The organism is Actinocrinis sp., assembly GCF_035938995.1.
Lineage (GTDB): Bacteria > Actinomycetota > Actinomycetes > Streptomycetales > Catenulisporaceae > DASZGI01.
In genome coordinates this window covers 1-12456 of record NZ_DASZGI010000222.1, presented here as the reverse complement: position 1 = coordinate 12456, position 12456 = coordinate 1, and the positions used below count along the sequence as shown (strand labels likewise).

At 71.0% G+C, this 12456-nt stretch carries 10 protein-coding genes and 1 pseudogene; 8 read left to right on the top strand and 3 right to left on the bottom strand.

The genetic code is table 11. The features are described 5' to 3' along the window. From VGZ32_RS15810 to moaA, 4 genes and pseudogenes are all read left to right on the top strand, one after another. Positions 1-592, top strand: a pseudogene (locus VGZ32_RS15810) (allantoicase); the annotation flags it as partial. Between the two features lie 192 nt (positions 593-784). Beyond that, a complete protein-coding gene (locus tag VGZ32_RS15805; protein WP_326886801.1) occupies positions 785-2110 on the top strand; it encodes a PrsW family intramembrane metalloprotease in 1326 nt (441 codons plus the stop codon). Positions 2111-2411: 301 nt separating this feature from the next. Continuing rightward, positions 2412-4448 carry a phosphodiester glycosidase family protein gene (locus VGZ32_RS15800; RefSeq protein WP_326886800.1) on the top strand — a complete coding sequence of 679 codons (2037 nt, stop codon included), beginning with the start codon at positions 2412-2414 and terminating at the stop codon, positions 4446-4448. 78 nt (positions 4449-4526) lie between these two features. Further along, on the top strand, positions 4527-5531 hold the full coding sequence (gene moaA / locus VGZ32_RS15795; RefSeq protein ID WP_349263623.1) for a GTP 3',8-cyclase MoaA: 1005 nt from the start codon (positions 4527-4529) through the stop codon (positions 5529-5531). A gap of 294 nt (positions 5532-5825) precedes the next feature. Here moaA and VGZ32_RS15790 read toward each other — a convergent pair whose 3' ends face one another. The 3 genes from VGZ32_RS15790 to VGZ32_RS15780 form a co-directional block, all read right to left on the bottom strand. Then, positions 5826-6362 (bottom strand): DUF3099 domain-containing protein, encoded by a 537-nt coding sequence (locus VGZ32_RS15790; RefSeq protein WP_326886798.1) that lies wholly within the window; start codon positions 6360-6362, stop codon positions 5826-5828. A gap of 96 nt (positions 6363-6458) precedes the next feature. Next, positions 6459-7877, bottom strand: a complete 1419-nt coding sequence (locus VGZ32_RS15785) for a metallopeptidase TldD-related protein (protein WP_326886797.1) — start codon at positions 7875-7877, stop codon at positions 6459-6461. After that, positions 7874-9346, bottom strand: coding sequence for a TldD/PmbA family protein (locus VGZ32_RS15780; protein WP_349263622.1), 1473 nt, complete (start codon positions 9344-9346; stop codon positions 7874-7876). The genes VGZ32_RS15785 and VGZ32_RS15780 overlap by 4 nt, the downstream gene beginning before the upstream one ends. Positions 9347-9578: 232 nt before the next feature. Between VGZ32_RS15780 and fabG the strand changes: the two genes are divergently transcribed. From fabG to VGZ32_RS15760, 4 genes are all read left to right on the top strand, one after another. Next, positions 9579-10319, top strand: a complete 741-nt coding sequence (fabG, locus tag VGZ32_RS15775; protein WP_326886795.1) for a 3-oxoacyl-[acyl-carrier-protein] reductase — start codon at positions 9579-9581, stop codon at positions 10317-10319. Between the two features lie 5 nt (positions 10320-10324). After that, the gene (fabI, locus tag VGZ32_RS15770; protein WP_326886794.1) at positions 10325-11092 is read left to right on the top strand and encodes an enoyl-ACP reductase FabI; all 768 of its coding nucleotides are present in this window, start codon (positions 10325-10327) and stop codon (positions 11090-11092) included. A 253-nt stretch (positions 11093-11345) separates the two neighbouring features. Beyond that, a complete protein-coding gene (locus tag VGZ32_RS15765) occupies positions 11346-11921 on the top strand; it encodes a hypothetical protein (RefSeq protein WP_326886793.1) in 576 nt (191 codons plus the stop codon). Between the two features lie 16 nt (positions 11922-11937). Then, the coding region (locus VGZ32_RS15760) for a WXG100 family type VII secretion target (protein ID WP_326886792.1) at positions 11938-12456 on the top strand (519 nt) is incomplete at its 3' end.

Here is a 12456-nt window from a genome sequence, read left to right as displayed (position 1 = left end):
CCGCTTCACCCACGTGCGGCTCAACATGATCCCGGACGGCGGAATCGCCCGCCTGCGCGTGCACGGCGAACCGGTGGCCGACCCCGACTTCCTCGTCGGCGTGACCGTCAACCTGGCCGCGCTCAGCGACGGGGCGCGCATCGTCGGGTGCAGCGATCAGTTCTACGGGCGCCCGGAGAACCTCCTGATGCCGGGCCAGGCACGCACGATGGGGGAGGGCTGGGAGAACGCCCGGCGACGCGGACCCGGCCACGACTGGGTGGAGATCGAACTGCTCGGCGAGGGCGTGGTGCGGATCCTCGAACTCGATGCGACGCACTTCAAGGGCAACGCCCCGCACAAGGCCACGGTGTCCGCCGCCCGGGTCGAGCCGGGCCATGAGCCGAGGCCGGACGCCTGGACCACGCTGCTGCCCGCCACCAAGCTCCAGCCCGACACCCTGCACCGTTTCCTGGTCCGGGACGCGGCGCCGTCCACCCGACTTCGCCTCGATGTGTATCCCGACGGCGGCATGGCGCGGCTCCGCGCGCTCGGCGAAGTGACGCCGGATGGGCACGCCGCCCTGGTGCGCCGGTGGAAGCGCACCGCCTGACCGCCGTCCGTCATCCACCCGTACGCAGCCATCGGGCGGCAACGCTCCGCGGCGCCGGGCCGGAACTGGTCGCCTGGCTCCGCCGCCCGTGAGACGATGCCGGGCGCGGCGAACCGGTGTGAACCCCGGGCACCACGGTGCGCGACGACCGCCGCAGGACCGACACCAGCCACCGCAAGGGGGAGCCGCGCCGTGACCGTACCGCCGGGCCCACAGGGCCAGCCGCAAGGACCACAGCCGCAGCAGCAACCGGGTTACGGATGGCCGGACGGGCAGTACCAGGGGCCCGGACCCCAGTATCAGCAGCCGCAACAACAGCAGCCCCAGCAGCCCCAGCAGCCGCTGTATCAGGAGCCGCAGTACCAGCAGCACTACGCGGGACAGGGACAGCAGTATCTAGGAGAGCCGCCGTACGGCTTCGGCCCGTACGCCCCGCCACGGCCACCGCGCCCGACGCACACCGCGTTCCCGTCGCCCGCCGTGGTGCTGCCGTTCCAGCGCTGGCTGCGCGACCGGTCGCTGCGTAACTGGATCACGGTCCTGTTCGTCGGGCTGGTCGTCGTGCCCTCCTTCGCCCTGGTCGCCTTCCCCGACCTGTCGCAGGCCACCCAGTCGTCCTGGGTGTTCGCGGTCTACTTCGCCTGCGCCTGGCTGCTGGTGCTGTGGATCTCGGTGCGCCCGCCGATGGTCAAGCCCCTGATGCTGGCCGAGGTCGCCGCGATCGGCCTGGTCCTCGAGGCGCCGCTCGCGGTCTTTCTCGAGCGCACGCTGCACGCCGGGACCGACAACGTCGTCTCCTCGGTGTTCACCGTCGGCATCCCCGAGGAGTTCGCCAAGGCGCTCCCGATCGCAGTGCTCGCCTATGTGCACCGGCACGCCTGGGCCTCGCTGACCCCGAAGGACTACCTCTTCCTCGGCGCGGTCAGCGGCCTGGCGTTCGGCGCCGCCGAAGCCGTCGAGTACATCACCAAGGTCATCCCCGGCGAGATGACCCAAGCCGCGCAGGAGGGCGCCAGCCCCGCCGCGGTCGTCCTCGCCTCGATCACCCAAGGCTCCTGGCGGTTCGTCACCGACCCGATGAGCCACGCGATCTGGGCCGGCATCACCGGCTACTTCATCGGCCTGGCGGTGCGCTTCACCCGGCACCGGGTCTGGCTTGCCATCTTCGGCCTGGCGCTGACCGCCGTACTGCACGGCGTCAACGACTACGTGGCCGGACACTTCTGGTGGATCGTCGAGATCGTCGTCAGCGTCCTGTTGTTCGTCGCCTACAGCCAGGCCGGGGGAGTGATCGAGCAAGACCTGTCCGCGGCCGAACAGGCCGCCGACGCCGCACGCCCACAGCCGTCGGGCCCGGCGCCGTGGCCCGGTGCCCACCCTGGGTGGGGACCGCCGCAACCGCCCGCGTGGAACCCGGCCGCCGGTTGGGGCACCTCCGGATTCACCCCGCTGCCCGGCCACTACGCGCCACCACCGCCGGCGGCGCCTTACCCTCCATACCCGGGCGGCTCGGCCTGACCAGCTAGCGGCACCGCACTTTCTGGCACCCGGCGCGTTGACTGAACCCGCCGGGCGCTGCGGCCGTGACACGCCACAACGTGGCAGAGAGCAACACACGTTCGCCCGTGGCGCGCGGTGATAACCGGGTGTGCGCACTAGAGTTGTGCACGCGGCGATCAATCGCGGGAGCGGGATCGGAACCAGGTCGCACTCCGGCGCGTCGTTTCAGGTACGGATAAGGAAAGTCCGTGCTCGACGAAGAGACACAGCTCAGCCGCGGTTTAGGCACCGCCCGTCACGCCTTGGGGGCTTCCAGATCATGGCCTACGGACCGAACGGCACGGAGTTCCCGGACTACGGTCCCCGACCTCCGGAACCGCAGCCCGCGGGCCAGCCTCCGCAGGAGCCGCGCCCACGCCAGGAATCCCCCCGTTACGGCGATCCGGCGCAGCAGCCCCGCACGTCGCGCAGGCCGCCGGCGTACGACCCGTTCCAGACGCGGGCCCACGACGAGGCCGCCGAGCGGCAGCGGCAGGCCGGCGACGGCCAGGGCGGACGTGGCCGCCGCGGCGCCTCCGCTCAGCCTCAGCCCTCCGCCGACCAGAACCAGCACGGAGGCGGCTGGTCGTACGACGACGGATACGGCGGCGGCGCACCCCGGCGCACTACTGGGCGGGCTGCCCCCGACCCCTCCGGTTCCGAGCAATACGGCGGCGATCAGTACGGCGCAGATCCGCGTGGTTCCCATCGAGGCGGTGCCCATCAAAGCGGCGCCAACCAAGGCAGTGCGAATCAAGGCGGCGCCGATCAAACCAGGGTCGACCCGTACGGCGCGGGCGCCGGCAGGTACGGCGCCGAGCAGGGCCCCAGCCGCCAGTACTCCGGTGGCGACCGGTACGCCGCCGACCCCTACGGAGGCGACCCGCGCAGGCGGGACGGCTACGGCGCCGACCAGTACGGCCGCCGTGACCAGTACAACCAGGCGGACCCGTACGGCGCGGACCCCTATGCCGCCACGGTCGTCGACGAACACGGGCTGCGCCCCCGCCCCTCCGCCTCGCCGACCCGGGCCGCGCTGCGCGCCGGGTCGACCAGCCTGCTCGAAGAGGACGAGAACGGCGCGTACCGCCCCGGCACCGCGGCCGGCGCGGGCGGCGGCGACGGAGACGGTCCCGACGGCCCGAACGGCCCCGGCGGGCGCTCCGGCCGCCGCAAGGGCAAGAAGCCGGTCCCGCCGCACATCCTGCGCCGCCGCAAGATCATCCGGCGCAGCATCCTCGGCGTGTTCGTGATCCTCGTCGGTTACGTGGGCATCACGATGTACCCGTACATCACCGGCCCGGGCACCGACCCGCTCAACGCCCGCGTCGCCGAATGGGGCCGCGACCACGGCCTCGGCTGGGCGGTCACCTGGCTGGAGAACGCCAGCTACAAGCCGCCGGTCACCGGCGGTCAGCTCAACTCCAGCCAGCTCTCCCAGCTGCAGGGCCCGAGCGCGCCGACGCCCACCACCAAGGTCAAGACGCCGGCCGACCTGCCGACCGACATCACGCCGCTGGCCACTGGCACCGTCCCCGGCGAGGGCGTCTGGCACCCGGTCACGTACAACTCCGCCAACGTGCCGATCGTCGAGAAGGCCGCGCTGCGCCCCGACGCCCAGCACACCTCCGACCTCGCGTACGCCGTCTGGATGAACCAGAGCTCGCTGAAGTTCGGCCTGCACCCCGGCTACCAGCAGCCCGGCGGGACCTGGCAGGCGCCCGACAGCATCGCCGCCGACGCCCGCAACGGCCTGGTCGCGACCTGGAACGGCGGCTTCAAGATCAAGCCGGACGACGCGCTCGGCGGCTTCTACGCCGAGGGCAGGACCGCGGTGCCGCTGGTCAACAACAAGGCCGCCGAGGTCTTCTACCAGGACGGATCGATAAAGATCGGCTTGTGGGGCCGGGATGAGACGATGGCCTCGAACGTCGTCGGTGTCCGGGAGAACCTGAGCCTGCTGGTCGACAACAGCCAGGTGACCGTCGGCCCCGGCGACGGCTCCAGCGCGCAGTGGGGCTACACGATCAAGAACTCCTACTACATCGCGCGCTCCGGCGTCGGCATGACCGCCAAGGGCGACATCGTGTACGTCAGCGGTGGCCAGCTGTCCGTCTACACGCTCGCCAAGCTGCTTCAGGCGGCTGGCTGCGTCTACGCGATGGAGCTGGACATCAACCCGGACTGGGTCTCGTTCATGTACTACAACGGCGACCCGACGAACCCCACGCCGAACAAGCTCTGGGACTTCGTCCAGCCCGCCAACCGGTATTTCGAGGCATCCGACCGCGACTTCGTCTCCGTGTACCTGCGCTGACGGCGAATCGGTCCGCGAGTACGCCCGGTACCCGGAGATACTGTCCGGGAAAGCGCCTAGACTCGGATCATGGGTGCAGTGCTCGCGGACCGGTTCGGTCGGACAGCCACGGATCTGAGGCTGTCTCTGACCGATCGCTGCGATCTGCGCTGCGCCTACTGCATGCCGGCCGAAGGGCTGCCCTGGCTACCCAAGGCCGAGCTGCTGACCGATGACGAGATCGTGCGCCTGGTCGGCATCGGCGTGTCGCTGTTGGGCATCCGCGACGTCCGGCTCACCGGCGGTGAACCGCTGATCCGCCCGGGCCTGCCGGCGATCGTCGCCCGGCTGGCCGCACTCGCCCCGCGCCCGCGCCTTTCCCTGACCACCAACGCGGTCGGGCTCGAACGCCTGGCCGGGCCGCTGGCGGCGGCCGGGCTGGACCGGGTCAACGTCTCCCTCGACACCCTCGATCCGGACGTCTTCCGCACCCTGACGCGTCGCGACCGCCACGCGCGCGTGCTGGCCGGCATCGAGGCCGCCCACCAGGCCGGCCTGCGCCCGGTGAAGATCAACACCGTGCTGATGCGCGGAATCAACGACCACGAGGCCCCCGCGCTGCTGCGCTGGTGCCTGGACCGCGGCTACGAACTGCGCTTCATCGAGCAGATGCCGCTCGACGCCCAGCACGGCTGGGATCGGGACGCGATGGTGACCGCCGAGGAGATCCTGGCCGCGCTGCGCACCCGGTTCACCCTCGTGCCCGAAGGCGACCAGGTGCGCGGCTCCGCGCCCGCCGAGACGTGGCTGGTTGACGGCGGCCCTGGAGCGCCGGGCGGCGGCCGCGTCGGCGTCATCGCCTCGGTCACCCGGCCGTTCTGCGGCGCCTGCGACCGCACCCGCATCACCGCCGACGGACAGGTGCGCACCTGCCTGTTCGCCCGCGAGGAATCCGATCTGCGCACCCTGCTTCGCTCCGGCGCGCCCGACGAGGCGGTCGCCGCGGCCTGGCAGGTCGCGATGCTCGGCAAGAAGGCCGCGGCGGGCATCGGCGAGCCGGGATTCGTTCAGCCGCAGCGCCCCATGTCCGCGATCGGCGGCTAGCGCGTCGGCGCTCCGCGTCAAGCGCGGTAAGGAAGACGAGGACAGAAAAAGGCGCCGACTCGCGCACGGGGGGACGCGAGTCGGCGCGGCGCCCTGGACAGCCACGGGGGGAGCCGCCCAGCACGCAGGTGGGTCCTCGAAACCGAGGTGGCCCCACCAGGCACCGCCCTGACGGGGGAGCAGGGCGTGCATCAGAAGTATGCCACGGCGTCAGGGGCTGGTGAACCCCCGCCGCTAAAACCCGCCCATAGGGGTGACCGGCATCGCGCTGGTCAAGGGGAAGTCGAGCACCTTTCAGTGTTCTGAGTAGACGCGGCTGTTAGTTGCGTCACCCCGCCCGGCCGCGCCGCCCGCGCGCTTCGGTGCATCCGCGGGCACACGGTGCTCATCGGTCTCCCCGGTCTGCGCCGTCCCACCGCTGTGGGCGGTCTCGCCGCGCTCCCACGCCTCATCGCCGCCGGCGGGATCTGTGGCCTCGTCAGCTTCGCCCGACACCACCGGCCCAGTGCCCGGCAGCCCCAGCTGGTCGTGCTCGAGCGCCGGCTTGTCCGGCGGGGCCAGCAGGAGGTTCGTCGGATCCTTCTCCGGCACCGGGCCGCCGTTCGCCCGCACCACCGCGATGTACGGGATCACCGTGGCCAGCAGGATCAGCAGGACCTTGATCTGCCATGAGATCCCCGGCACCGCCACCACGACCACGATGGAGACCACCCTGATCAGCATGGTCAGGATGTACTGCTTCTGCCGGCGGGTGATCTCGTCGGTGTGGCTCTGCTCGGCGGTGGTGATGCCGTATACCGGCTCTTGGCCGCCGCGATGACCGATCCGCACAGCTCCACCCTACGGCGGCCCGTCCCGTCGGTTAAGACCGGGGGACGGGCCGCCGGGATTGTCGTGGCTGTGTTGTGGCTGTGTCGCGGCCGCCGGTCAGCTGGCCTGGGAGACTGACGACATGTTGAAGTCGGCCACCCGGAAGGCGGGCACCGCGGCGCGGGTGAAGTAGTCGTTCCACTCGCGCGGCAGGCAGATCTCCTGCCGCCCGACCTCGGAGACCCGGGCGAGCAGGTCCACCGGCGACTCGTTGAACCGGAAGTTGTTCACCACGCCGGTCACCTCGCCGCCCTCGACCAGGTACACCCCGTCCCGGGTCAGCCCGGTCAGCAGCAGCGTCTGCGGATCCACCTCGCGGATGTACCACAGGCAGGTCAGCAGCAGCCCGCGCTCGGTCGCCCGGGTCATCTCCTCCAGCGTGGCCGTGCCGCCGCCGTCGATCAGCAGGTTGTCGATCGGCGGGGTGAGCGCCAGCCCGGTCCGCTCGGCCGACTGGCGGGTGGTCAGCAGGTGCTCGAGGACCCCGTCGCGCACCCAGTCGGTCGCGCGCAGCGGCAGCCCGTTGTCGAACACCGACTCGCTGGACGAGGACGAGTGCGCGATGTTGAACGGCGCGCACTCCAGCCCCGGCGCGGACGGGTCCGACCAGATGCGCAGCCCTTCCCGCCCGATCCGGGAGCCGACCTTGGTCGAGCCGCCGGGCGTGGAGAACACGGTGCGCCCGTCGGCCGCGTCCCGCGCCGCCGACACCCAGTACTGATAGGTGTACAGATCCGCGACGGCCGACGGGGGCAGCAGCGTCTCGTACCGGCCCGCAGGAAGCTCGATCCGCCGCTTCTGCCAGTCCAGCCGCTGCCCCAGCTGCCCGCTCAAGGCCACGACGTCCACGTCGGTGAAGTCCCGGCTCTGCGCCCCTGCCCAGGCCGACCGGGCGAAGTCCGGCGACTTGGCGTTCAGCTCCAGCTTGCCGGTCGGCTGGTCGTGCTTGAGCCGCAGTCCCGCCGAGGTGGCCAGATACGTCGACTCCACGGTGTGCTCGGCGAACCCGAACAGCAGCCGCCCGCCCGCCCGCGCCGCCTCGAAAGCCTGTCCGAGGGCCGGGGCGAAGGACCCGAACACCTCGATCGAGGTGCCCGCAGGCGGCTGCGCCCACCGCGCCGGATCGACCGGCGCGCCCGCCAGCTCGGGCGAATCGGCGCCCAGCAGCGGCCGGGCGTCCTCCGCCGACCCCGCCTCGCGGGCCGCGCGTTCGCTGGCCCGCACCAGGTCCTCGAGGGTGTCCAGGCCCACGCCGGCCTGCGTCAGCACCGCCGCCGAAACCCCCTCACCCCCGCCGACCGTGGACACGACCGTCACGTTGCGGGACTGGGCGACACCGTTGGTGGTCAGCGTGTTGTTCGCCCACCGCAGATTCGCCGTCGAGCGCTCGTCGACCAGCACCACCGCGCCGTCCGCCCGGGACAGCTCCAGCGCCCGCTCGGCCAGCTCCTGCGCGGTCGCCACACCGCCGCTCAATTTCCCGCCTCCTGAACCGTGTTGAGGATCCGCACCGCGCGGAACAGCGCCGACGGGCAGCCGTGCGACACCGGCGCGACCTGGCCCGGCTGGCCCTTGCCGCAGTTGAACGCCCCGCCGAGCACGTAGGTCTGGGGCCCGCCGACGGCCTCCATCGACCTCCAGAAGTCGGTGGTCGTGGCCTGATACGCGAAGTCCTTGACCTGCCCGGCCAGCCTGCCGTCCTCGATGAGGAACGCCCGCTGCCCGGTGAACTGGAAGTTGTACCGCTGCATGTCGATCGACCAGGACTTGTCGCCCACGATGTACAGGCCGCGCCGCACCTGGGAGATCAGCTCCTCGGTGGACGGGCCGTCCGGCGCGGGCTGCAGCGAGACGTTCGCCATCCGCTGGATCGGCACGTGGCCGGAGGAGTCGGCGAACGCGCAGCCGTTGGACCGGCCGCCGTTGAAGCCCTTGAGTTGCGCGATCCGACGGTCCGTCTGATAGCCGACCAGGGTGCCGTCCTTGACGATGTCCCACTGTTGCGCTTCGACGCCCTCGTCGTCGAAGCCGACCGTCGACAGGCCGTTCTCGACGACCCGGTCGCCGGTGATGTTCATCACCGGCGAGCCGTACTTGAGCGTGCCGAGCTTGTCCGGCGTCGCGAACGAGGTGCCCGCGTACGCCGCCTCGTAGCCCAGCGCCCGGTCCAGCTCGGTGGCGTGCCCGACCGACTCGTGGATCGTCAGCCACAGGTTCGACGGGTCGATCACCAGGTCGTAGAGTCCGGGCTCGACCGACGGCGCGGCCCGCTTGGCCGCCAGGTGGCCCGGCAGCGCCGCGAGCTCCGCGTCCCAGTCGCGCGACCCCTCCCCGCCGGCCAGAAACTCCCAGCCGCGCCCGACCGGGGGCGCGACGGTGCGCATCGACTCGAACGCGCCGGTCTCCTGGTCGATCGACACCGCCTCGAGCGTCGGATGGATCCGCACTCGCTGCTGTGTGGTGATCGTGCCGGCAGAGTCGGCGTAGAACTTGTTCTCCTTGACCGCGTGCACGTAGGCGTCCACATGGTCGACGCCCTCGGCCGCGAGCAGCCGCTTGGACCACTCGGTCAGTAGCGCGATCTTCTCTTCAGTCGGTACCTCGAACGGGTCGATCCGATACGAGGAGACCCACACCCGCTCGCCGTACGAAGGCTCCGGCGCGAGCACCACCGGCTCGGAGTTGACCGGCCGCGACACCTTCGCCACCTGCACCGCCTGCTCGGCCAGCCGCGCGGCCGCCTCGGGAGTCTGCACCGCCCCGGCGGCGAAGCCCCACGTACCGTCGTGCACCACGCGCACCGCGATGCCCGCGTCCGCGCTGTCGTTGACCCCGTCCAACTGCCCGTCGCGCAGCCGGATCACCTGCGCGCGCACCCGTTCCGCACGGAAGTCGGCGTGCTCCGCCCCCAGCTCCCGCGCCCTGGCCAGCGCCGCCTCGGCCATCTCCCGCAACGGCAGAGCGAGGAACGACGGGTCGATCCGCCCTTGTGCCTCGTTCGAGACCAATCCGGTACCTTCTTCCCCTCGGGTGGTTTGCGCCGGCATTAAGCCGAACCTAGCTGAACTCCACGATGGTGTCCTGGCGCTTTTGTAGTCCTCCGCAACGGGTCGGCGGCGCGCGACCCGCTAGCGTGTTAAAAAATTCAACTTCTGCCGATGGGGAAGGGCACTCTGCGTGGGTGAGAACAGCACGGCCAGATCGGTTCTTGTCACGGGCGGCAACCGGGGCATCGGCCTCGCGATCGCGCGCGCCTTCGCGGAGGTGGGCGACCGGGTCGCGGTGACCTACCGTTCGGGCGAGCCGCCGGTCCTGCCGGTCAAGGGGGACGGCTCCTTCCTGGCGGTCAAGTGCGACATCACGGTGCCCGAGGACGTGGACCGGGCCTTCGACGAGGTGAGCGCGGCGCACGGCCCGGTGGAGGTCCTGGTGGCCAACGCCGGGATCACCCGCGACACCCTCGTGCTGCGCATGTCCGACGACGACTTCGACGCGGTCGTGGACACCAACCTCAAGGGCTCGTTCCGGGTGGCCAAGCGGGCCACTAAAGGCATGCTGCGCATGCGCCGCGGGCGTATCATCTTCATCTCCTCGGTGGTCGGCTTGTCCGGCGGGGCGGGCCAGGTCAACTACGCCGCCTCGAAGGCGGGCCTGGTCGGCATGGCCCGGTCGCTGGCCCGCGAACTCGGGTCGCGGTCGATCACCGCGAACGTGGTCGCCCCCGGGTTCGTCGACACCGAGATGACCGCGGTGCTCAGCGACGAGCGCAGGCAGGAGATCGTCGGCCAGGTGCCGCTCGGGCGCTACGCGAGCACCGACGAGATCGCCGGAGTGGTCAGGTTCCTGGCCTCGCCCGAAGCGGCCTACATCAACGGAGCCGTCATCCCGGTTGACGGCGGACTCGGAATGGGGCACTGACCCGCATGGGAATCCTGGACGGCAAGCGCGTCCTCGTCACCGGCGTCATCACCGACGCCTCGATCGCCTTCAGCGTGGCCCGGCTGGCGCAGGAGGAGGGCGCCGAGGTGGTCCTCACCGGCTACGGCCGGCTGTCGCTGGTCAACCGGATCGCCGCCCGGCTGCCGAAGCCCGCGCCGGTGATCGAGCTGGACGTGACCGACCCGGAGCACCTGGCCGCGCTGGCCGACCAGGTCCGCGCGCACGTGGACGGCCTCGACGGGGTCGTGCACTCGATCGCGTTCGGCCCGGCCGACGCGCTCGGCGGCAACTACCTCAGCACCCCGTGGGAATCCGCGGCGACCGCGCTGCACGTGTCCGCGTTCTCCTACAAGTCGCTGGCGATGGCGACGGCGCCGCTGTTCGGCGAGCGGGGCGGCTCGATCGTCGGGCTGGACTTCGACGCGCAGGTGGCCTGGCCCGGCTACGACTGGATGGGCGTGGCCAAGGCGGCGCTCGAGGCGGCCAGCCGCTATCTGGCCCGCGACCTGGGTCCCCGGGGCATCCGCTCGAACCTGATCTCGGCCGGCCCGATCAAGACCATGGCGGCCAACTCGATCCCCGGCTTCGAGGCCTTCGACGGCGTGTGGGGGACCCGGGCCCCGATCGGCTGGGACATGAAGGACCCCGAGCCGGCCGCGCGCGGTGTGATCGCCCTCTTGTCGGACTGGTTCCCCAAGACCACCGGGGAGATCATCCACGTAGACGGCGGCGTGCACGCCATGGGCGCCTGACCGGCCCCGAGGCCGCGCGCCCACGGCGGGATGCCCGAGCCCAGATCGAACGTGCTCCGCGGGCCTTTCTCCGGCCCCGGGACTCCGCCATCGCAGCACCCGAAGTCATCTCATATCACGAATCGAACACCCCGTAACGGCGCCGTCGCCCTGCTGCGCGGCGCCGTTATTCGCTAAAGTTCCCTTCAGATGCCCCTGGTGTGCACGCCGGTGGGTGGCGGAACGGGTAGCGAGACGAAGCGGGGTGAGGGCCGTGCTCGAAGCGCCGGACGGCGGCAGTGGCGCCATGTACGCGGTGCAGATCGAGTCCCTGGAGGAGTTCCAGCAGAAGCTGACGGTCATCCTCCAGGACCTCGAGGCCGACAACAACGTGATGAGCCTCGGGGACGGCGCGAGCACCTACGGCGACTTCCCGGAGGGCAAGACCTTCGCCGCGGCGTACGAGCAGACCAAGCAGGACCTCATCGACGCGTTCAACGAGGTCACGCAGCTCGTGAACACGATGATCAACGTGGCGGGGTCCAGCGCGTCGAAGTACAAGCAGACCGAGGCGGATATAACCGCCAAGTTCAACGCGATCCTTCAGCAGTACGGCGACGCGCCGACATCGACCACGACGACGGGGACGACGACCTACTACCCGGCGACGAGCGGCGGTCCTGCCTCCGGCCCGGCGGATCCGGGTTCGAGTTCGAGTTCGAACACCGGCGCGCCTGAGCCGACGCAGACGCAGACCACGCAGTCGCAGCCGCAGACGTACGCCACCCAGTCGAGCCCGAGTACGAGCGGCAGTTCCGGTTCGTCGAACGCAGCGGGCAACGCAGCCTGACGGGGGAGAGCGCCTCATGACCGACTACAGCAAGATGGACCATCAGGAGCTGTACGACTACGTGCAGTCCGGCGATCCGAACGCCATGAACCACACCTCGCAGGCGTGGGCGACCCACGCCGCGGCGATCCAGGACGCGACGCACGGCCTGCAGACCAACCTGACCGCGATTCAGTCGCAGTGGCGGGGAGCGGCGGCGGACGCCTACTTCCAGCAGTCGCAAGACGTGGCGCAGAAGATGCAGACCCACGCGGACGACGCGAACGCGACGAGCACCGCGGTCGGCAACACGGCCAGCGCCCTGTCCTGGGCCCGCGGCAACATGCCGCAGCCGCCCTCCTGGCTGGAGCAGGAGACGGCGAAGATCGACTCCAACTTCGCCACCAGCGCGATCGGCTTCGTGCTCGGCGGCCCCGGCGTGAACGTCGCCTCCGAGCTGGCGAAGCGCGACGTCAGCGAGAAGCACCAGCAGGCGATCAGCACCATGACGCAGCTCGCCAGCGCGTACACCGCCGCCCAGCAGCAGCTGCCGTCC